Origin of the sequence: Sphaerisporangium rubeum (assembly GCF_014207705.1) — a bacterium.
GTDB lineage: Bacteria > Actinomycetota > Actinomycetes > Streptosporangiales > Streptosporangiaceae > Sphaerisporangium > Sphaerisporangium rubeum.
Window position 1 is genome coordinate 4481810 of record NZ_JACHIU010000001.1, and the last position, 20547, is coordinate 4502356.

Below are 20547 nucleotides of genomic sequence, written 5' to 3' on the forward strand. Positions count from 1 at the left end.
CTCGCACGTCGCCGACAGGACAGGTTCTGTTGCGGCCAGGTTACATTCCCACGGCCGCGTAAAGGTCCCCGACCTCTTTGACGGTGAGGGCCCGCATCGTGCCGGGCTTGAGCCTGCCGAGCTTCACCGGGCCGAACTCGATGCGCGCCAGGTCGAGCACCGGGTGGCCCGCCTCCTCCAGCATGCGCCGGACGATGCGGTTGCGGCCCTCGTGGATCACGATCTCGACCAGCGCCTGCTGACCGTGCTCCTGCACGATCGAGAAGTCGTCGGCCTTGGCCACGCCGTCCTCCAGCTCGATGCCCTTGCGCAGGCGGCGGCCGAGGTCACGCGGAATGTTACCCGCGATCTTGGCCCAGTACTTCTTCTTGACGCCGAAACTCGGGTGGGTCAGCTTGTGCGCCAGCTCGCCGTCGTTGGTCAGCAGGATCAGGCCCTCGGTCTCGGTGTCCAGCCGGCCGACGTGGAAGAGCCGCTCGTCGCGGTCCTGCACGAAGTCGTGCAGGGACGGCCGTCCCTCGGGGTCGGACATGGTGCTGACCACGCCGATCGGCTTGTTGATCGCGAAGTACACCAGGGACGGTGTGCTCGGGATGCGCTTGCCGTCCACGTGGATGACCTGCTTGGCGGGGTCCACGCGCGCGCCGAAGCGGCGGACGACCTGGCCGTCCACGGTGACGCGGCCCGCGCCGATCATCTCCTCACAGGTGCGGCGGGACGCCACGCCGGCCCCGGCGAGGACCTTCTGCAGCCGTACGCCGTCCGGCACCTCGGTGGTGTCGCGCTCGTCGGCGTAGTCGCCGGGGTAGAACTCCTCGTCGCGCAGCGGCTGGCGTGCGGTCTTGAAGACGTTGCGCGACGAGGTGGTCGCGCCGCCACGGCCGGCCTTCGGCGCCTGCGACCTGGCCGGCGCGCGACCCGTGCCACCCGTGCCACCTGTGCGGCGGTACCTGCCGCGTGATCCGCCCGCGGTCTCGCCGATGGTGCCCACCGCGTCGTCACGGCCGTAGCGATCCCGCGAGCCTCCCCGGCCCGCGCGCAGGGACGACGTCCCGGCCTCGTCCCGGCCGGCGGGACGGTCGTCACGGAAGGACCGGCGGTCGTCGGAGTAGGCCGATCGGGACCCGCCGGTGCCGTCACGGCGGTCGCCGCCGTAGGAACGCGACTCGCGCGCCGGTCCGCGCCGGTCCGCGCCGTAGGAGCCCCGGTCGTCGCGGTAGGAGCCGCGCCGGTCGCCGCCGGAGGAGGTGCGGGGGCCGCGGTCGTCGTAGGACCTGCCGCGCTCCTCGCGGTCGTCACGGAAACCGCCACGGCGGTCGTCGCCGTAGGACCGGCCCCGGTCGTCCCCTGAGAAGCCCCGGCGGTCACCGCCGGAGGCGCGGCCACGCTCGCCGTAGGAGCGATCGCCACCGGAGGGACGGCCACGCTCACCGTAGGAACGCTCGGACGAACGGCCACGCTCACCGTAGGAGCGGTCACCGCCGGAGGGACGGCCACGCTCACCGTAGGAACGCTCGGACGAACGGCCACGCTCACCGTAGGAGCGGTCACCGCCGGAGGGACGGCCACGCTCACCGTAGGAACGCTCGGACGAACGGCCACGCTCACCGTACGAACGCTCGGAGCCTTCGCCGTAGGAGCGGTCGCGGTCCTCGCGGCCGCCGCGGCGGTCCGCGCGGGGGGGACCGCCCTGGGAGGCGCCGCGTGAGCCGCGGGGGCCTCCCTGAGAGCCCCGGGGGCCCGCGCCGCGCGGGGAGTCGCCGGAACGGCCTCTGGCCCCGCCACGGGGGCTCGGGGCGCCGCCGCGCCCTCGACCGCGTCCATCACCGGACGGGGTGCCTTTTCTGATCACTTCTGCTGCTCCTCTAATGTGTTCACGTCGTCGGGGAGGAACGGGGCGAGCGGCGGCAACTCGTCGAGGCTCCGCAGCCCCAGCCTCTCCAGGAAGAACGAACTGGTGCGGTACAGGACCGCCTGGCTCTCGGGATCGGTGCCGGCCTCCTCGACCAGCCCGCGGGCCGTGAGGGTGCGGATGACACCGTCGCTGTTCACGCCGCGCACGGCGGCGATCCTGGCCCGGCTCACCGGCTGGCGGTAGGCGACCACCGCCAGGGTCTCCAGGGCGGCCTGGGTCAGTCTGGACTGCTGCCCGTCGCGGACGAACCGCTCCACGACGGCCGCGCACTCGGCGCGGGTGTAGAGGCGCCAGCCGCCGGCGACCTCCCGCAGATCGAACCCCCGGCCCTGCTCGCAATATTCCCGCGACAGCTCACGCAGCGCCTCGCCGACCTCACGGGACGGCCGCTCCAGCACCTGCGCCAGGGTGACCTCGGCCACGGGCTCGTCCACGACCAGCAGGATCGCCTCGATGGACGCGCGCAGCCCGGGCTCGGGTGCGGCCGGCACGTCGGCGTCGTCGCCGGCCGCGAGATGCGCGGCGTCTCCGGCGGCCACGGCCGTGTGCCGGGCCTGTCCGGTACCGGCCGCGGACCCGTTGCTCGCGCCGCCGGTGGTGTCCTCAGGACTCATCGTCCGCCTTCTCGCCGTCACGGCCCGCCGTGCCGGACCCGTCTGCGCCTCCCGTGGCGGGTGGCGCGCTCTCGTCGTAGTCGTCGGCGACCGCGACGTCGCCATCGTCGGCACCGGTCCAGGTCACATGCAGATCGCCGAGTGGCTCGATCTGCTCGAACGACACCGCCGACTCCCTGAACAGTTCCAGGATGGCGAGGAAGCGTGCGATGACCTCGAAGGTGCCCGCACAGTCGGCGGTCAGGGCCCGGAACGTCGCTCTGCGCACACGCCGTAGCCGTTCGACAAGAATAGCGGCTTGCTCGCGGACGTTGGCCACAGGCTGGTAGATGTGCGCGGTGGAGACCGTCGGCGGCAGCTTCGGTGTGAACGCCTTGGCCGCGATCCTGGCGAACCGCTCGGGGCCCACGCCGAGCACCAGCTCCGGCAGCAGGCCGGCGAACTGTGGCTCCATCGGCACGACCCGGGGGAAGCGCAGCGCCTCCTCGGCCATCAACCCGGAGAAGATCTTGGCGACCTCCTTGTACGCGCGGTACTGCAGCAGCCGCGCGAACAGCAGGTCGCGGGCCTCCAGCAGCGCGAGGTCCTCCTCGTCCTCCACCTCGCCGGTCGGCAGCAGGCGCGCGGCCTTCAGGTCGAGCAGCGTGGCGGCGACCAGCAGGAAGTGGCTGGTCTGGTCGAGATCCCACTCGGGGCCGCGTGAGCGGATGTAGGCGATGAACTCGTCGGTCACCTGGTGGAGCGACACCTCGGTGATGTCGAGCTTGTGCTTGGCGATCAGGCCGAGCAGCAGGTCGAACGGGCCCTCGAAGACCTCCAGGTGCACCTGGAAGGCGTCGGGGCGGGCCGCGGCCGCCGGCTGGTCACTCACCGCCTCATTGTCGCGCACCGGCGCACCGCGCCGCGTCACGCGAGGTCACGAGGCGCGGCGGCCGGTCAGGGACGGGCCGGCCAGCGGGCCAGCAGCTCGCGCGCCAGCTCGCGGTAGGCGGTGGCACCCATGGAGGCCGGGTCGAACTGGGTGATCGGCTCACCGGCGAGGGTGGCGTCGGGGAACCGCACGGTGCGGTTGATCACCGTGTGGAACACCTTGTCGCCGAAGCCCTGCATGATCGTCTGGAGGACCTCGCGCGCGTGCAGGGTGCGCGGGTCGTACATGGTGGCGAGGATGCCGTCGATCTCGAGGTTCTTGTTGAGCCGCTCCTGCACCTTGGTGATCGACTCCATCAGCAGCGCGACGCCGCGCAGCGCGAAGAACTCGCACTCCAGGGGCACGATGACGCTCTGCGCGCAGGTCAAGGCGTTGACGGCGAGCAGGCCGAGGGACGGCTGGCAGTCGATCAGGCAGATGTCGTAGTCGGGGAGCAGCGGCTCCAGCGAGCGGCCGAGAGCGTACTCACGCGCGACCTCGTTGACCAGGCGGATCTCGGCGCCGGACAGGAAGATGTTGCTCGGCAGCAGGTCCATGCCTTCGACGCTGGTGCCGAGCAGGACGTCGTCGACCGTGACGTCCGGCTCCTCCATGATGAGGTCGTAGACCGTGGCCTCAAGGGGACGGGGGTCGATGCCGAGGCCGACCGACAGCGCGCCTTGGGGGTCGAAGTCGACGAGCAGGACCCGTTGCCCGCACTCGGCGAGCGAGGCTCCGAGGTTGATCGTCGTGGTGGTCTTGCCGACGCCGCCCTTCTGGTTGACCATCGCCACGACCCGCGCGGGCCCATGGGTGGTCGGCGGCACCGGCTCAGGGAAGACGGGCCGCGGACGTCCGGTGGGACCCAGAATCCCCCCGCTCCTGGGGTCGCCCCAGGATCCGTCGGGCCCCCCGGAGAGCTCCCGCATGGACGTGTCTGTGGTCGTCACCAGTTGAACCTCCCTGACGATCCCGAACCGGACCGTCCGGACGGACACTATGGGGTCGGCACGTATGCGGCAAGGCGACGCGCCAGTGGGCTATGAAGTTGGACGATCCGGCGGGGCCGGCGCGCACGCGGCGCGAAGCCGGTCGACCCCCGCCGGGGTGTAGACCTGAGTGGTCGTGACCGACGCGTGACCAAGTAACTCCTGCACCACCCTAACGTCCACCCCCGCGTCGAGGAGGTGAGTTGCGAACGAATGGCGCAACATGTGCGGCGACACGCCGGACAGCCCCGCGCGCTCGGCGGCGGCCCGCAGCACCTCCCAGGCGCCTTGCCGGGTCAGTCCCCCGCCGCGCGCGTTGAGGAACAGCGCCGCCGTGCCGGGGCCGTGCGCCGAGAGCACCGGCCGGGCCAGGCCCAGGTACGCGCCAAGGGCCTCGCCGGCGTACCGGCCGAGAGGAACGGCACGCGTCCGGCCGCCTTTTCCCGGCAGCCGCACCAGCCCCGGCTCCACGTCGTCCACGGTGAGGCCCACGGCCTCGGAGATGCGGGCCCCGGTGCCGTACAGCACCTCCAGCAGCGCGCGGTTGCGGTGCGTCAGCGGCACCCCGGCCGGGCCCGCCGCGGCGATGAGGCGCTCCACCTCGGCGACCCCGAGTGCTTTCGGCACGTGCGGCGGCCGGGCCGGGGGGTGCACGCCGCGTGCGGCGTCGTGCGCGCAGACCCCCTCGCGAACCGCGAAACGGTGCAGGCCGCGGACCGCCGACACCGCGCGCGCCGCCGACCCCGCCGCGAGAGCCCGGTGCCGCTCGTCGCCGGACCGCAGCGCCGTGAGGAACGCCGCGACGTCGCCCTCGTCCACCTCGGCCAGGGACATGCGTCCCCGCGAACCGAGGTGGCCGAGGTAGCGCGCGAGGTCGCGGCGGTAGGAGGCCAGCGTGTTGGCCGCGAGCCCCCGGTCGGCCGCGAGATGGGCGAGGTAGCCGGCGATCACGGCCGCGGCGTGGGGGCTGCGCACAGAACGGGACCTCCCGCTGTCAGGCCTCCTCGGCGCCGGGGGGACGCAGTGCGGTGAAACCGTCGGACGAGGCGGCGTAGGCGGCGAGGATACCGGCCACGGCGGGGGCGTTGTGGATCGATCCGCTCAGAGCCTTGCCGACGGCCTCGGCGAGCGGCACCCACACCACCGGCATGTCGACCTCTTCGTGCTGGCGTACGAAGTCCAGCTCGCCGGGTGCGAGCGCGGTCAGGTCGCGGGCCAGGAAGACGCGGATGCGCTCGTCGGACATGCCGGGGCTGGTGAGGATGTCCACCAAGGTGTGCCAGGTCGCGGCGCGGTAGCCGGCCTCCTCGGCCAGCTCACGGGCCGCGCACTCCACCAGCGGCTCCCCCGGCACGTCCCTGATGCCGGCCGGCAGCTCCCACAGCAGCCTGCGCACCGGATGGCGGTACTGGCGCAGCAGCAGCACCCGGTCCGCGCCGTCGAGGGCCACCACGGCGACCGAGCCGGGGTGCTGGACGTAGTCGCGGTCGGCGGTGCCGTCCCCCGGCATGCGGACGGTGTCGGTGCGCGCCGAGATCACCCGCGCCGTGAAGTGCTCGGTGGTGCCGAGCACCTCCCAGGCCTCCGGGACGTCGCGCACGTCGTCGGCGGTCAGGCCGTGTCCGGTGTCGTGTCCGGTGTCATGGCTCACGTCGTGGCTCACGCGGTCCGCCCCGCCTTGGCCTCGGTCTCCCGGACGTCGGCGTAGGTCAGCGCCGCCTCGATCAGGCCGTTGAACAGGGGATGGGGCCGGGTGGGCCGTGACCGGAACTCGGGGTGGGCCTGGGTGCCGACGAAGAACGGGTGGAGGTCGGGGTCCAGCTCGGCGTACTCGACGAGGCGGCCGTCCGGGGACAGGCCGGAGAACACCACGCCGACACGCTCCAGGCGCTCGCGGTAGGCGTTGCCGACCTCGTAACGGTGGCGGTGCCGCTCGTCGGCGTGGGAGGAGCCGTACAGGCGGCGCACGATGGTGCCCTCGCCGAGCTTGGCCGGGTACAGGCCGAGGCGCATGGTGCCCCCCATGTCGCGTTCCCCCGCCACCACGTCCTCCTGGTCGGCCATCGTGGAGATGACCGGTTCTGTGGTGTCGGGGACGAACTCGGTGCTGTTGGCGTCGGCGATGCCGGCGAGGTTGCGTGCCGCCTCGATGACCATGCACTGCATGCCGAGGCAGATGCCGAGCAGCGGGATGCGGTGCTCGCGCGCGTGGCGGATGGCGCCGACCTTGCCCTCGATGCCGCGCACACCGAAACCGCCGGGGATCAGCACGCCGTCCACGCCGTCGAGCTCGCGGGCCGCGCCTTCGGAGGTCTCGCAGTCGTCGCTCTTGACCCAGCGGATGTTGACCCGCGCGTCGCGCGCGAAGCCGCCGGCACGCAGGGCCTCGGTGACCGACAGGTAGGCGTCCGGCAGGTCGATGTACTTGCCGACCAGCGCGATGGTGACCTCGGTCGCGGGCCGGTGCACCCGGCGCAGGAGCTGGTCCCACTCGTGCCAGTCGACGTCGCGGAACGGCAGGCCGAGGCGGCGGATGACGTACGCGTCGAGGCCCTCGGCGTGCAGGACCTTCGGGATGTCGTAGATGCTCGGCGCGTCCATGGCGGACACCACGGCGTCCTCGTCAACGTCGCACATCAGGCTGATCTTGCGTTTGAGCGAGGTGGTGATGGGACGGTCGGAGCGGCAGACGATCGCGTCCGGCTGGATGCCGATGCTGCGCAGCGCCGCCACCGAGTGCTGGGTGGGCTTGGTCTTCAGCTCGCCGCTCGGGCCGATGTACGGCAGCAGCGAGACGTGCAGGAAGAACACGTTGTCGCGGCCCACCTCGTGGCGCACCTGGCGCACGGCCTCGAGGAACGGCAGCGACTCGATGTCGCCGACGGTGCCGCCGACCTCGGTGATCACCACGTCCACGTCGTGGGCGGCCATGCCGCGGATGCGGTCCTTGATCTCGTTGGTGATGTGGGGGATGACCTGCACGGTGTCGCCGAGGTACTCGCCGCGGCGCTCCTTGGCGATCACGTTGGAGTACACCTGGCCGGTCGTGACATTGGCCGACCCGTGCAGCTCGGTGTCGAGGAAGCGCTCGTAGTGGCCAACGTCGAGGTCGGTCTCGGCGCCGTCGTCTGTGACGAACACCTCACCGTGCTGGAAGGGGTTCATCGTCCCGGGGTCGACGTTGAGGTAGGGGTCCAGCTTCTGCATGGTGACCCGCAGGCCGCGAAGCTTCAGCAGGCGCCCCAGGCTTGAGGCGGTGAGCCCCTTGCCGAGACTGGAGGCGACGCCTCCGGTGACGAACAGATGCTTTGTTGGTGCGGCGCTGCGCAAGGAGGGTCTCCCGTGGTCCGTCGTGTCGCGGCCGTCCGGCGAGCGGCCGCGTGTCCACGGGCTCTCAGGCTATCAAAGGCGGCCTGCGAAGTGCCCGAACACTTCCCGGGCCTCCGTTCCCAGCATGCTAACCAACGGGTAACTTTTCCGAATATGTCACCCCGTGAGGTAATACGCCGGTTCACTGGCAGTCTGGTGCACCGTGCGTGGTCCTTTGCCCGGACGGCCGGTGCGATCACCCCTCGCTCCCCCGCGCGCTACCGGTTCCGGCGGCTCGGCGATGGCGCCTGCCTGTCGTTCCCCCAAGGCGCGATCTTCGGCGAGGCGTGGATCGAGATCGGGGAACACACCCTGGTCGGCGAACGGGTGTCCATCTCGGCCGGCATGGGCCCCGGGGTGGACCTCGGCCCCGACTCCCTGGTGCGCATCGGCGCGCGCTGCTCCATCGGCCGCGGCAGCCACATCGTGGGTCACCACTCCATCGACATAGGTGACGACGTCTTCACCGGCCCGTACGTCTACATCACCGACCAGAACCACGTCTACGACGACCCCGACACCCCCATCGGCCGCCAGTGGCCCCGCAACAACCCCGTCGCCATCGGCGCCGGCTCCTGGATCGGCACCGGGGCCATCATCCTCCCCGGCACCCGCATCGGCCGCCAGTCCGTCGTGGCAGGCGGCGCCGTCGTCCGCGGCGAATTCCCCGACCACTGCGTCATCGCCGGCGTCCCCGCCCGAGTCGTCCGCCGCTACTCCCCCGGCTCCGGCTGGCACCCCCCGACCCTCGACACCCCCCTGACCGGCCACCTCGACGTCCCCACACCCCCCACCCTGAACCCCGGCCCCCTGACCCCCACTCCCTGACCCCCACTGACCCTCACCTCGAACGACACACACCTGTCCGACCCCATGGACTCCGCTTGGACCGTGATCCGGCCACGCCTTGAATGAGCGCTCATCCCCCTCCCGTACCCAGAAATTTCTGCCGCCTCCCCACCCCCGTCCACCCCCAGCGTGAGCCCCGAAACCGTCCCACCCCAGAACGACCCCACAACGCCGCCTCCACCCCTTGGCCCCCATCGCGGGAACGCCGTCAGCCCTTTCCTTCGTTCTTCCCCCGAGACGCACACGAAGGAGTTGAGAGCATCCGATGCTGGCGGCGCTGACCGGCCTCGGCCTGTCCACCGCGGCGGGCCTGAACGCCTACATCCCGCTTCTGGTGGTGGGCCTGGCCGCCAACCTCACCGACGCCGTGAAACTCCCCGGCGACTACGCCTGGCTCTCGAACGGCTGGGTCCTCGCCATCATCGCCGTCCTGCTGACGGCCGAGTTCGTCCTGGACAAGGTCCCCATCGTCGACCACGTCAACGACATGATCCAGACCGCCGTCCGCCCCGCCGCCGGCGGCGTCGTCTTCACCGCCACCCAGGCCGCCTCACAGCTCGACCACTCCACCTGGATGACCCAGCACCCCTGGGCCGGCTGGACCCTCGGCATAGGCGTGGCCCTGGTCATCCACCTGCTGAAGTCCACGGCCCGCCCCGTCGTCAACGCCACCACCGCCGGCGTAGGCGCCCCCGTGGTCAGCACCGCCGAAGACGCCGGCTCCCTCGGCCTCAGCCTCCTGGCCGTCTTCTTCCCGGTGCTGGTGATCGCCGCACTGGTCCTCCTGGCCCTCCCCCTCTGGTGGCTGATCCGCCGCCGTCGAGCCCACCGCGCGAAACGCCTGGCCACCTCCTGACGGCCGGCGGCTCACCTCCGCGGCCGAACCACGACCGGCCGCCTCCGGCCGAACCACGACCGGCCTGCGACCGGACATGCGATCGCAGGCTCTTCGCCTGAACGACTCCCTCGTCCGTGCTAGTGGACGCCGGCCTCGCGCATGTCGCGGAGTTCGCGTTTGAGGTCCTTGATCTCGTCGCGGAGGCGGGCTGCCACCTCGAACTGGAGGTCGGTGGCGGCCTGGTGCATCTGGTCGGTCAGGGACTGGATCAAGGACTCCAGTTGGGCTCTCGGCATCTCGCCGGCGATGGCCTTGGCGTGCTGGCCGGTCTGGCGGGTGGCGTAGCCGGGGACGGGGGCCTTGCCTCGGCTCTGCTGGCGGCCGGCGCCGAGGAGGCGGTCGGTGTCGGCGTCCTCTCTGGCGAGGGTGTCGAGGATGTCGGCGATCTTCTTGCGGAGGGGCTGGGGGTCGATGCCGTTGGCCTCGTTGTACGCCGTCTGCTTGGCGCGGCGGCGGTTGGTCTCGTCGATCGCGCGCTCCATCGAGGGGGTGACGCGGTCGGCGTACATGTGGACCTGGCCGGAGACGTTGCGCGCGGCGCGGCCGATGGTCTGGATCAAGGAGGTCTCGCTGCGCAGGAAGCCTTCCTTGTCGGCGTCGAGGATGGCGACCAGGGAGACCTCGGGGAGGTCGAGGCCTTCACGCAGGAGGTTGATGCCGACCAGGACGTCGTACTCACCCATGCGCAGCTCGCGGAGGAGCTCGATGCGGCGCAGGGTGTCGACCTCGCTGTGCAGGTAGCGGACGCGGATGCCGAGCTCGAGGAGGTAGTCGGTCAGGTCCTCCGCCATCTTCTTGGTGAGGGTGGTGACGAGGACGCGCTCGTCGCGCTCGGCGCGCTCGCGGATCTCGTGCACCAGGTCGTCGATCTGGCCCTTGGTCGGCTTGACGACGACCTCGGGGTCGACCAGGCCGGTGGGCCGGATGACCTGCTCCACGACGTCGCCGCCGGTGCGGCCGAGCTCGTAGGAGCCGGGGGTGGCGGACAGGTAGACGGTCTGGCCGATGCGCTCCAGGAACTCCTCCCACTTGAGGGGACGGTTGTCCATGGCGGACGGCAGGCGGAAACCGTGGTCGACCAGGACGCGCTTGCGGGAGGCGTCGCCTTCGTACATGGCGCCGATCTGGGGGACGGTCTGGTGGGACTCGTCCAGGACCAGCAGGAAGTCCTCGGGGAAGTAGTCGAGCAGGGTGTGGGGAGCGGTGCCGGGCCCGCGGCCGTCGATGTGCCGCGAATAGTTCTCGATGCCGGAACAGGAGCCGACCTGGCGCATCATCTCGATGTCGTAGGTGGTGCGCATGCGCAGCCGCTGGGCCTCCAGCAGCTTGCCTTGCTTCTCCATGGTGGCGAGCGACTCGGCGAGCTCGGCCTCGATGGCGCCGATGGCCCGCTCCATGCGCTCGGGACCCGCGACGTAGTGGGAGGCGGGGAAGATGTAGATCTCGTCGTCCTCGGTGATCACCTCGCCGGTGAGCGGGTGGAGGGTCGCGAGCTTCTCGATCTCGTCGCCGAACATCTCGATGCGCACGGCGAGCTCTTCGTACTGCGGGATGACCTCGATGGTGTCGCCGCGCACCCGGAACGTGCCGCGGGTGAACGCCAGGTCGTTGCGGGTGTACTGCATGTCGACCAGGCGGCGCAGCAGGCCGTCGCGGTCGTACTCCTGGCCGACCTTGAGCCGCAGCATGCGGTCGACGTACTCCTGCGGGGTGCCGAGGCCGTAGATGCACGACACGGACGCGACGACGACGGTGTCACGCCGGGTCAGCAGCGAGTTGGTCGCCGAGTGGCGCAGACGGTCGACCTCGTCGTTGATCGAGGAGTCCTTCTCGATGTAGGTGTCGGTCTGCGGGACGTACGCCTCGGGCTGGTAGTAGTCGTAGTACGACACGAAGTACTCGACCGCGTTGTTCGGCAGCATCTCGCGCAACTCGTTGGCGAACTGCGCGGCCAGGGTCTTGTTGGGCTGCATCACCAGCGCGGGCCTTTGCAGGCGCTCGATGAGCCACGCCACGGTGGCGGTCTTGCCGGTGCCTGTGGCACCCAGCAGGACGTTGTCCTTCTCACCCGCCTTGACGCGGCGCTCCAGCTCGGCGATGGCCGCCGGCTGGTCGCCTGAAGGGGTCATCTCGGTGACGACCTCGAAGGGTGCCACCCTGCGCTGCAAATCGGTTACCGGCCTCACGTCTCCATAACCTACGCTCCCCCACCGACAATTCCGCGCGGCCCGGAGGGACGTCGACGGTCAGGGGCCGGCGGTGAGGATCAGGGCCGCGACGGCGGCGGTGACGGCGGTCACGGCCAGGCAGGCGCCGGTGATCACGAACTTCGACGGGGGGACGCGTACGCCGTGGCGGCGGCACGTCTCGAACCACAGCAGGGTGGCGACCGAGGCCCACGGGGTGATCACCGAGCCCACGTTGACGCCGATCAGCAGCGTCAGCAGAGCGTCACGGCCGCCGGGAGGCACGACGCGTTCGCCGGCGTAGTAGGCGGGGAGGTTGTTCACGACGTTGGCCAGGCCCGCGCCGGCGGCGGCCGTGCGGTAGCCGCCGTCGCCGGCGAGCGCGCGGGTCACCTCGTCCAGGCCGTACCGGCTGAGCGCGGGCACCACCAGGAACAGGCCGATGACGAAGGCCGCCAGTTGCCACGGCACCAGGGAGAAGGTGAGCCTCGACCTGTCGCGCCAGGCGAACGCCGCGACCAGCACCACCGCCGACGCGACGGCCACCTCGGCGATCGGGGCCCCCGCGAGCACGGCCACCGCGAACAGCACGCACACCACGGTCCCGGTGCGGAACAGCACCCGGTCGCGTACCGAGACCGGTGAGGGAGGCCGGTAGCGGTCCTGCGCGCCACGCGCGCCGCGCCGCCAGAAGAAGATCCACAGCAGCAGCGCGGTGACCGCCAGTGCCGCCACCTGGGGTGCCCACATGCGCGCGGCGAATCCGTGCGTGGAAAGGCCCAGTCTGGCCTCGGCCAGCAGGTTGGTGAGGTTGGACACCGGCAGCAGCAGGCTCGCGGTGTTGGCCAGCCAGATGGTGGTCATCGCGAGCGGCAGCGCGGGGATGCCGGTGCGGGCCGCCAGCACCAGCAGTACGGGGGTCAGCAGCACCGCGGTGGTGTCGAGGTTCAGCAGCATCGTGATGACCGCGGCGAACGCCACACACAGCGCGAACAGGGCCCAGTACCGGCCGCGCGCGACGATGGCGATCCTGGCCGCGAGCACGTCGAAGACGTCCGCCTCCTTGACCAGCTCCGCGAAGACGATCACCGCGACGAGGAACACCAGCAACGGCCCGACCCGGCCGACGTCCGCCACCGCCTCCCGCCACGGCAGCACCCCGGTCACCACGCAGAGCAGCCCGGCGACCAGCACGGCGAGCCGCGCCATGTCGAGAACCGTCGGCCTTCGCGCGTCCGGAGTGGTCCCCTGGGTGCCGCCGGTGTGTGGGGTGAGACCGGAGGACGAGGTGGGGCCGGTGTCCGGAGGGCCGCCGGAGGACGGAGCGTCGGCGATCCGCGCTTCGGTGCGCGTGCGTCGTCGTGCGCGGAAGCGGGACTCGGAGTGGCGCCGGCGCATCGGCTAGCGGCTGTCTGTGCGGGTCAGGAGTTCCTGCCAGACCTCGCGGGTGCGTGCGTCCAGGTCGGCCAGGGGGCCGTCGTTGGGGACGACGATGTCGGCGACCTTGAGGCGGTCATCGCGGGTGGCCTGGGCCTTGATGCGGGCCAGCGCGTCGTCCTCGCTCATGCCGCGGTGGTGGACGACGCGGGAGACACGGACGTCGTCAGGCGCGTCCACGACGATCACCACGTCGTACATGGAGGCGAGGCCGTTCTCGGCCAGCAGCGGCACGTCGTACACCACCACGGCGTCCTCGGGGGCCTCGGCCTGAAGCTCGGCGACGCGGTCGCCGACTCTCGGGTGGACGATGGCGTTGAGCCGGGCCAGGCGCTCGGGGTCGGCGAACACGATGCGGCCGAGCCTCTCGCGGTCCAGTGCGCCGTCGGCACGCAGGATCTCGGGGCCGAACTCCTCGACGATCAGCGCGAGGCCGCTGGTGCCGGGCTCGACCACCTCACGAGCGATCTTGTCGGCGTCGATGACCACCGCGCCGAGCGCGCCGAGCCGCTTGGCGACCTCGCTCTTGCCGGATCCGATGCCGCCTGTGAGCCCCACCTTAAGCATGGACCGAAGCGTAGTCCGTCACCGTCGTGAGCGGCTTACGCAGGTGGATGAGCGTGAGATGGGGATGCAGGCGCTCGCGACGGGTCTCGTGGTACCCCGCGCGGCGGTACAGCCGCAGGTTTCCTTCGGACAGGTGGCCGGTGAACAGGTCGAACGCGTCGGCCGGCGGGGACAGCTCCGCCTCGGCCGCCTGGAGCAACGCGGTGCCGAGACCCTGGCCCTGCCGGTCGGGGACGACGGCGAGCCGTCCGATGAGGCCGGTGGTGCCGCTGAGCCGGCCGCGCACCGTGCCGACGATCCGGCCGCCGTCGAGAGCCTTCAGCACCACGGCGGTCGCCACGGCCTCCCGTACCTGCTCCAGTGACTCCACCAGCGGCGGGATGAAGGGATCGCCGTACAGCTGCGCCTCGGCGACGTAGGCGGCCCGCTGGACGGTCAGCACCTCTCCGGCGTCCTGCGGGACGGCCCGCTCGATCCGCGTCACGCGCCAACTGTAGGGCACCGGGAGCACAGCGGTGTAAAGGGACGAGGACCCCGCTCGCGCGGGGTCCTCGCCGGTGTCTTACGTGAGCGGGGTCAGCTCTGGCCGCCGGCCAGCTTCTCCCGGAGTGCGGCGAGCGCCTCGTCCGACGCCAGCGCGCCACCGGTGGTGGCGGTGCCGGTGGACGACGGCGGGGTCTCACCCGAGTAGGACGACGGAGCCGCGGCCTGGGCCTCCTCGGCGCGGGCCTTCTCGACCTGCGTCTTGTGGGCCTCGAAGCGGGTCTGAGCCTCGGCGTACTGCCGCTCCCACTCCTCGCGCTGCTTCTCGTAGCCCTCGAGCCACTCCCCGGTCTCGGAGTCGAAGCCGTCGGGGTAGATGTAGTTGCCCTGCTCGTCGTAGTTGGCCGCCATGCCGTACAGCGTGGGGTCGAACTCGACGTCGGCGCCGATGGCACCCTCGTTGGCCTGCTTCAGCGACAGCGAGATGCGCCGGCGGTCGAGGTCGATGTCGATGATCTTGACGAAGATCTCTTCGCCGACCTGGACGACCTGCTCGGGGATCTCGACGTGGCGCTCGGCCAGCTCGGAGATGTGCACCAGGCCCTCGATGCCCTCCTCGACCCGGACGAACGCACCGAACGGCACCAGCTTGGTGACGCGTCCGGGGACGACCTGGCCGATCTGGTGGGTGCGGGCGAACTGCTGCCAGGGGTCCTCCTGCGTCGCCTTGAGCGACAGGGAGACCCGCTCGCGCTCCATGTCCACGTCGAGCACCTCGACGGTGACCTCCTGGCCGACCTCGACGACCTCGGAGGGGTGGTCGATGTGCTTCCAGGACAGCTCGGACACGTGCACCAGGCCGTCGACGCCGCCGAGGTCCACGAACGCACCGAAGTTGACGATCGAGGAGACGACGCCCTTGCGGACCTGACCCTTCTGCAGGGTGTTGAGGAACGTCTGGCGCACCTCGGACTGGGTCTGCTCGAGCCAGGCACGGCGGGACAGGACCACGTTGTTGCGGTTCTTGTCCAGCTCTATGATCTTGGCCTCGAGCTCGCGGCCGACATACGGCTGGAGGTCGCGCACGCGGCGCATCTCGACGAGCGACGCGGGCAGGAAGCCGCGCAGGCCGATGTCGAGGATCAGGCCGCCCTTGACGACCTCGATGACCGTGCCGGTGACGATGCCGTCCTCGTCCTTGATCTTCTCGATCGTGCCCCAGGCGCGCTCGTACTGCGCGCGCTTCTTGGACAGGATGAGGCGGCCTTCCTTGTCCTCCTTCTGGAGAACCAGGGCCTCGACGTGCTCCCCGACCTCGACGACCTCGGCCGGGTCGACATCGTGCTTGATCGAGAGCTCGCGCGAGGGGATGACGCCCTCGGTCTTGTAGCCGATGTCGAGCAAGACCTCGTCTCGATCGACCTTGACGACGGTGCCTTCGACGATGTCGCCGTCGTTGAAGTACTTGATGGTCTCGTCGATCGCGGCGAGGAAGGCCTCCTCGGAACCGATGTCGTTGACCGCTACCTGCGGGGTGTTCGAGGTGGCCTCAGTGCTGCTCGTCATGTGTGGAATTGCTCCGAACGCGGACAGAAGTCGATGTGGCGGGCGCGCGGCAGGCCGTCTGTCGCTCAAGCCGAGGATGGTCAGCGTGACCCATGGTCGACATGACCGAGCGCGAGCCCGCTCCGTCCGAGGCGCACGCAGGCCCACAGCGCAGCGATCAGCATATGCAAGCACGTGGGGCCCGGTCAATCCGGCACCCACCAGCGCAACCGTCGCAAGCCCTCAGTAGAGCACGGCCGACCGGCGCAGCTTTGCCTGGATCTTACCGCGAAATCGTTGTGGCATGGATATGTGGGCCGGGTCTCCGTCAGAGGTGTAGCGCTCATCCGGGTGCTCGTCAAGCCACTGTAGCCAGTACCGGGAGCACCATTTACGACATTCACCTTTTTTCCCATTGGATTGGATCCGCGGGATGGAGTGACGCTCGAAGCTCTTCGCGTAGGGCGAAACCGACGGCTCGGCGCCGGCGAGGAAGACGGCATCGAAGTGGTAACGGGTGCCGTCCCACTTGCCGTCGTGGGCCACCGAGCGCTTCCTCGGCACGCTGCCGTACGGCAGGGCGAACGTCGTCGACGGCGGGGCCCCCACGCGCCTGAGCAGGCGCTCCTGGCGCACGATGGCCTCGCTCACCTTCTTCTTCGACAGGCGGCGCAGGTCAGGGTGACCGTAGGTGTGGTTGGCCACCTCGAAGCCCCGGCTCGTCAGCCACGCCACCGCGGCCTTCTGCTGCGCATGGTCCCGCAACCCGAACGGGTCCTTATTGACCCAGAACGTCGCCACTGGCCGGAACTCCGGGTACCGCCGCGCCACCTCCAGGATGATCCCCACCGCGGTGTCCGGCAGCGGCAGCCCGTCGGCGCCGAGCGCGAAGTGGCTCGGGTTGCCGTCGTCGAAGGTCAGCACCACCGGATGCGTCCCCGCCGGGAGGTCGATCCTCCCTGCCGCGAACTCCGCCGCGGTGATCGGCACGTACCCGCTCCGCGCGAGCCGTTCCAGCTCCTCGCGCAACTGCTGAGGCGTGCGGTCGATGCCGGCGATCCGCTCGTGGAGGATCCGGTGGTACATGATCACCGGCACGAGTCCCAGCTCGTTGGCCCCCACCTGGCGTGCCCACTCCGGCGTGGACACCACCGCCGGCGGCGCGCTCGGCGCCGGCGCGTCCCCCTTCGGCGTCGCCTGGCCCGCGATCCCGCTCCGCCGCTCCGGCGGCCGCTGTCCTTCCGGCTCCCCGAACGGCAGCACCAGCAGCGCCACGACGGCGACCACCATCACGGCGATGTTGACGAGCCCGACGACATGCGTAAGCCCGGGTGCGCTCCGCACAGGCCGCTCCCTGAATCTCTCCCCGGCTCGATCTTCTCCCAGAGGCGGTCGCAGGCGCCTCGCGCTGCGCCAGCGTACACGTCCATCATGTGCCGAAATTTGCTCGCGAACCCATTACCTCAGGGCACGCATGATTCCCCATGGACCCGGCGCGGGCCCACTCATGGGGCGATACGGCGCCTCAGCAGGCAGAACTCGTTGCCTTCGGGGTCGGCCAGCACATGCCAGGACTCCTCGCCGGTCTGGCCGACGTCGGCCGGACGCGCGCCGGCGCGCAGCAGGCGATCGAGTTCCTCGGCCTGGTCGCGGTCGGTCGGGCTCACGTCGATGTGCAACCGCAGCTTCCCCGGCGCGGGCTCACCCGGGCTGAAGATGAGGGTCGGCTCAGGGCCACCGAACCCCTCCTCGGGGCCGATCTCGACGCTCCCGTCCTCGCGGTCGAGCACCGAGAAGCCGAGCACCTCGCACCAGAACGCCGCCAGGCGCTCGGGATCACGGCAGTCGATCACCAGTTCGCTGATACGGCAAGCCATGCCGTCCCATGTACCACCTCTGTCCCGCTTCACACCTGAACGGCACGGTCCTCAGTGGCCGGCGATCCCCCAAGTGCCGCCGGTGCCGGTGGAGACCGGCACCGGGACAGTCAACGGCGCGGCCGTCAGTGGCCATGTGCGGCCCGGTCAGTGGCCGGCTGTCTCCCAGGTGCCGCCGGTGCCGGTGGAGACCGACAGCGGGACGCTCAGGGGGTAGGCGGCGCACATCTGACCGGTCACCAGGTCGCGCAACGCGTCGAGCTCGCCGGAGGCCACCTCGAAGACCAGCTCGTCGTGCACCTGCAGGAGCATGCGGGAACGGAGCCCGGCGTCCTTCATGGCCGTGCCGACCTGGAGCATGGCGACCTTGATGATGTCGGCCGCCGAGCCCTGGATGGGAGCGTTGAGCGCCATGCGCTCGGCCATCTCGCGGCGCTGGCGGTTGTCGCTGGTGAGGTCGGGGAGATAGCGGCGGCGGCCGAGGATGGTCTCGGTGTAGCCGTCGTGACGGGCCTGCGCGACGATGGCCGCCAGGTAGTCGCGCACCCCGCCGAACTCCTCGAAGTACTCCTCCTTGAGCGCGCGCGCCTCGGCCACGGGGATGTTGAGCTGGCCCGACAGGCCGAAGTCGGACAGACCGTAGGCCAGGCCGTAGTTCATGGCCTTGATGCGGGCCCGCAGCTCGCCGCCGACCTGCTCAGGCGGCAGGTCGAACACACGGGCCGCGGTGGCCTGGTGGAAGTCGTGACCGGACTCGAAGGCCGCGATCAGCGAGGCGTCACGCGACAGGTGGGCCATGATGCGCAGCTCGATCTGGCTGTAGTCGGCGGTCAGCAAACACTCGTACCCCTCGCCGACCACGAAGCCCTGCCGGATGCGGCGGCCCTCGGCGGTGCGGATCGGGATGTTCTGCAGGTTGGGCTTCTCCGACGACAACCGGCCGGTGGCCGCGACGATCTGGTTGAACGTGGTGTGGATGCGCCGGTCGTCGCCGATCTCCTTGATCAGGCCCTCGACGGTGACCTTGAGACGGGTCTGGTCGCGGTGGCGCAGCAGGATGGTCGGCAGCTCGTTGTCGGTCTGGGTGGCGAGCTGGGCCAGCGCGTCGGCGTCGGTGGTGTAGCCGGTCTTGATGCGCTTGGTCTTCGGCAGGCCGAGCTTGACGAACAGGATCTCCTGGAGCTGCTTGGGGGACCCGAGGTTGAACTGCTCCCCCACCACCCGGTGGGCCTCCTCGACGGCCTGCTTCACGGCCGCGCCGAACTCGGCCTCCAGCCCCATGAAGTAGTCGCGGTCGGCGGCGATGCCGGCGCGCTCCAGCTCGGCGATCACCCGCACCAGCGGCAGCTCGACCTCGCGCAGCAGCTTGGTGCCGCCGCGGGGCTCCAGATGGGCCTCCAGCGCGTCGGCGAGCTCACGCACGGCGTCGGCCCGTACGGCGAGCTCCTCGGCCTGGTTGTCGGCGGGGTCGTCGAACAGCGCCGCCTGGCCGCCGTCGTCGCTCTCGGCGCGCAGCTCGCGGTGGAGGTAGCGCAGCGCGAGATCGTCCAGCGGGAACGACCGCTGGCCCGGCATCGCGAGATACGCCGCGAGCGCCGTGTCACAGGTCAGGCCGCGCATGTCGAGCCCGTGGGCCCACAGGCCGAGCAGCGGGCCCTTGGCGTCGTGCATGGCCTTCGGCACGCTCTCGTCGGCGAGCCAGGCGCCGAGCGCGCGCTCGTCCTCGGGGGTGAGGGTGGTGAGGTCGAGGTAGGCGGCGCGGGCCGGGCCTCCCGCGTCACCGGGGACGGCGACGGCGAGGCTGTCGACGCGGCCGGTGCCGCTGCCGAAGGCCCCCTTGACGGCGAGGCCGGCACGCGCACGCGGCAGCGCGGCGAACCACTGCGCTACCTGGCCGGACCCGAGGGTGGTGACCTCGACGGAGAAACCCTCGTCGGCCTCGGGCTCGGCGGTGCCGATGCTCTGGTAGAGCCGGTCGCGCAGCACGCGGAACTGGAGCGTGTCGAACAGCTTGTGGATCTCGTCGCGGTCCCACTGGCCCATGGTGAGGCCGCTCACCTCGACGTCGAGCGGCACGTCGCGGCGCAGCTCGGTGAGCTGACGGTTGTGCATCACCTGGCCGAGGTACTCGCGCAGCTTGTCGCCGACCTTGCCCTTGACCTCGTCGACCCGGTCGACCAGCGCGTCGAGCGAGCCGAACTCCCTGACCCACTTGGCGGCGGTCTTCTCCCCCACGCCGGGGATGCTCGGCAGGTTGTCGCTGGGGTCGCCGCGCAGCGCGGCGAAGTCGGGGTACTGCTTCGGGGTGAGCGTGTACTTCTCGACGACGGCCTCGGGGTCGAAGCGCGTCATGTCGCTGATGCCGCGCCGCGTCATCAGCAGCGTGACGCGGTCGTCGACGAGCTGCAGCGCGTCGCGGTCGCCGGTGACGATGAGGACGGTCATGCCCTGCTCGGACGCCTGGTGGGCCAGCGTCGCGATGAGGTCGTCGGCCTCGTACCCGGCGAGCGACAGGTGAGGGACGCGCAGCGCGTCGAGCACCTCGAAGATCAGGCTGACCTGGCCGCGGAAGTCGTCGGGGGTCTCCTGGCGGTTGGCCTTGTACAGCTCGTACGACTCGTGCCTGAACGTCGGCTCCGACCGGTCGAAGCACACCGCGACGTGGGTCGGCTTCTCGTCACGCAGGACATTGATCAGCATGGACGTGAAGCCGTACACGGCCTCGGTGTGCTGGCCGTCGGTCGTGGTGAGATTGGCGTCCTTGAGCGCGTAGAACGCGCGGTACGCGAGCGAGTGCCCGTCCAGCAGGAGCAGACAGGGTCGGGCGGGGGTCGGATCCGTCTTCGGCACATGTGCAGCCTAGTCTCCTGCTACGACAGAACGGCTCCCTGTTGCGCACCGGAGGCAT

17 protein-coding genes are annotated in these 20547 nt (G+C 70.7%); 2 read left to right on the forward strand and 15 right to left on the reverse strand.

Translation table 11 applies throughout. The features are described from left to right. Positions 1 to 40: 40 nt before the first annotated feature. The 7 genes from BJ992_RS34355 to pyrG all read right to left on the reverse strand — a co-directional run bounded on the left by BJ992_RS34355 (position 41) and on the right by pyrG (position 7758). Entirely contained in the window at positions 41 to 1852 is a 1812-nt protein-coding gene (locus BJ992_RS34355; RefSeq protein WP_343072751.1) for a pseudouridine synthase, read from the reverse strand. Next, entirely contained in the window at positions 1849 to 2529 is a 681-nt protein-coding gene (gene scpB / locus BJ992_RS19230) for an SMC-Scp complex subunit ScpB (RefSeq protein WP_184982942.1), read from the reverse strand. The genes BJ992_RS34355 and scpB overlap by 4 nt, the downstream gene beginning before the upstream one ends. Continuing rightward, a complete protein-coding gene (locus tag BJ992_RS19235) occupies positions 2519 to 3400 on the reverse strand; it encodes a segregation/condensation protein A (protein ID WP_184982944.1) in 882 nt (293 codons plus the stop codon). Before BJ992_RS19235 ends, scpB begins: the two co-directional genes overlap by 11 nt. Positions 3401 to 3465: 65 nt before the next feature. Continuing rightward, positions 3466 to 4368, reverse strand: a complete 903-nt coding sequence (locus BJ992_RS19240) for a ParA family protein (protein ID WP_184988507.1) — start codon at positions 4366 to 4368, stop codon at positions 3466 to 3468. Positions 4369 to 4479: 111 nt separating this feature from the next. Beyond that, positions 4480 to 5403 carry a site-specific tyrosine recombinase XerD gene (locus tag BJ992_RS19245; RefSeq protein ID WP_343072752.1) on the reverse strand — a complete coding sequence of 308 codons (924 nt, stop codon included), beginning with the start codon at positions 5401 to 5403 and terminating at the stop codon, positions 4480 to 4482. Positions 5404 to 5422: 19 nt separating this feature from the next. Next, positions 5423 to 6043 (reverse strand): NUDIX domain-containing protein, encoded by a 621-nt coding sequence (locus tag BJ992_RS19250; RefSeq protein WP_246497392.1) that lies wholly within the window; start codon positions 6041 to 6043, stop codon positions 5423 to 5425. A gap of 44 nt (positions 6044 to 6087) precedes the next feature. After that, positions 6088 to 7758: a CTP synthase gene (pyrG, locus tag BJ992_RS19255; protein ID WP_184982946.1), complete on the reverse strand. Its 1671-nt coding sequence runs from the start codon at positions 7756 to 7758 to the stop codon at positions 6088 to 6090. Between the two features lie 153 nt (positions 7759 to 7911). On the opposite strand from pyrG, the gene BJ992_RS19260 reads away from it, so the two are divergent. Both BJ992_RS19260 and BJ992_RS19265 read left to right on the forward strand, forming a co-directional pair. Then, a complete protein-coding gene (locus tag BJ992_RS19260; RefSeq protein ID WP_184982948.1) occupies positions 7912 to 8625 on the forward strand; it encodes an acyltransferase in 714 nt (237 codons plus the stop codon). 286 nt (positions 8626 to 8911) lie between these two features. After that, complete coding sequence (locus BJ992_RS19265) at positions 8912 to 9502, forward strand: DUF4126 domain-containing protein (protein ID WP_184982951.1); 591 nt, start codon at positions 8912 to 8914, stop codon at positions 9500 to 9502. Positions 9503 to 9621: 119 nt separating this feature from the next. On the opposite strand, the gene uvrB is transcribed toward BJ992_RS19265, so the two are convergent. The 8 genes from uvrB to polA all read right to left on the reverse strand — a co-directional run bounded on the left by uvrB (position 9622) and on the right by polA (position 20489). Continuing rightward, the gene (gene uvrB / locus BJ992_RS19270) at positions 9622 to 11730 is read right to left on the reverse strand and encodes an excinuclease ABC subunit UvrB (RefSeq protein ID WP_343072754.1); all 2109 of its coding nucleotides are present in this window, start codon (positions 11728 to 11730) and stop codon (positions 9622 to 9624) included. 60 nt (positions 11731 to 11790) lie between these two features. After that, a complete protein-coding gene (locus BJ992_RS19275) occupies positions 11791 to 13128 on the reverse strand; it encodes an SLC13 family permease (protein WP_246496718.1) in 1338 nt (445 codons plus the stop codon). A gap of 3 nt (positions 13129 to 13131) precedes the next feature. Then, on the reverse strand, positions 13132 to 13734 hold the full coding sequence (gene coaE, locus BJ992_RS19280) for a dephospho-CoA kinase (RefSeq protein WP_184982953.1): 603 nt from the start codon (positions 13732 to 13734) through the stop codon (positions 13132 to 13134). Continuing rightward, on the reverse strand, positions 13727 to 14218 hold the full coding sequence (locus BJ992_RS19285; RefSeq protein ID WP_184982954.1) for a GNAT family N-acetyltransferase: 492 nt from the start codon (positions 14216 to 14218) through the stop codon (positions 13727 to 13729). Before BJ992_RS19285 ends, coaE begins: the two co-directional genes overlap by 8 nt. A 92-nt stretch (positions 14219 to 14310) precedes the next feature. Beyond that, the gene (rpsA, locus tag BJ992_RS19290) at positions 14311 to 15783 is read right to left on the reverse strand and encodes a 30S ribosomal protein S1 (protein WP_184982956.1); all 1473 of its coding nucleotides are present in this window, start codon (positions 15781 to 15783) and stop codon (positions 14311 to 14313) included. A 222-nt stretch (positions 15784 to 16005) separates the two neighbouring features. After that, positions 16006 to 17106 carry a polysaccharide deacetylase family protein gene (locus BJ992_RS19295; protein WP_343072755.1) on the reverse strand — a complete coding sequence of 367 codons (1101 nt, stop codon included), beginning with the start codon at positions 17104 to 17106 and terminating at the stop codon, positions 16006 to 16008. Positions 17107 to 17267: 161 nt separating this feature from the next. After that, positions 17268 to 17639 (reverse strand): VOC family protein, encoded by a 372-nt coding sequence (locus BJ992_RS19300; protein WP_184982958.1) that lies wholly within the window; start codon positions 17637 to 17639, stop codon positions 17268 to 17270. Positions 17640 to 17786: 147 nt separating this feature from the next. Further along, positions 17787 to 20489, reverse strand: coding sequence for a DNA polymerase I (gene polA, locus BJ992_RS19305; RefSeq protein ID WP_184982960.1), 2703 nt, complete (start codon positions 20487 to 20489; stop codon positions 17787 to 17789). Between the last annotated feature and the right edge of the window lie 58 nt (positions 20490 to 20547).

Bases quoted from the DNA above. Each gene is read 5' to 3' on its own strand.
- coaE (WP_184982953.1), bottom strand. From the start codon at position 13,734: ATGCTTAAGGTGGGGCTCACAGGCGGCATCGGATCCGGCAAGAGCGAG.
- BJ992_RS19265 (WP_184982951.1), top strand. From the start codon at position 8,912: ATGCTGGCGGCGCTGACCGGCCTCGGCCTGTCCACCGCGGCGGGCCTG.
- rpsA (WP_184982956.1), bottom strand. From the start codon at position 15,783: ATGACGAGCAGCACTGAGGCCACCTCGAACACCCCGCAGGTAGCGGTC.
- BJ992_RS19260 (WP_184982948.1), top strand. From the start codon at position 7,912: ATGTCACCCCGTGAGGTAATACGCCGGTTCACTGGCAGTCTGGTGCAC.
- BJ992_RS19240 (WP_184988507.1), bottom strand. From the start codon at position 4,368: ATGCGGGAGCTCTCCGGGGGGCCCGACGGATCCTGGGGCGACCCCAGG.
- BJ992_RS19275 (WP_246496718.1), bottom strand. From the start codon at position 13,128: ATGCGCCGGCGCCACTCCGAGTCCCGCTTCCGCGCACGACGACGCACG.
- scpB (WP_184982942.1), bottom strand. From the start codon at position 2,529: ATGAGTCCTGAGGACACCACCGGCGGCGCGAGCAACGGGTCCGCGGCC.
- BJ992_RS19300 (WP_184982958.1), bottom strand. From the start codon at position 17,639: ATGGCTTGCCGTATCAGCGAACTGGTGATCGACTGCCGTGATCCCGAG.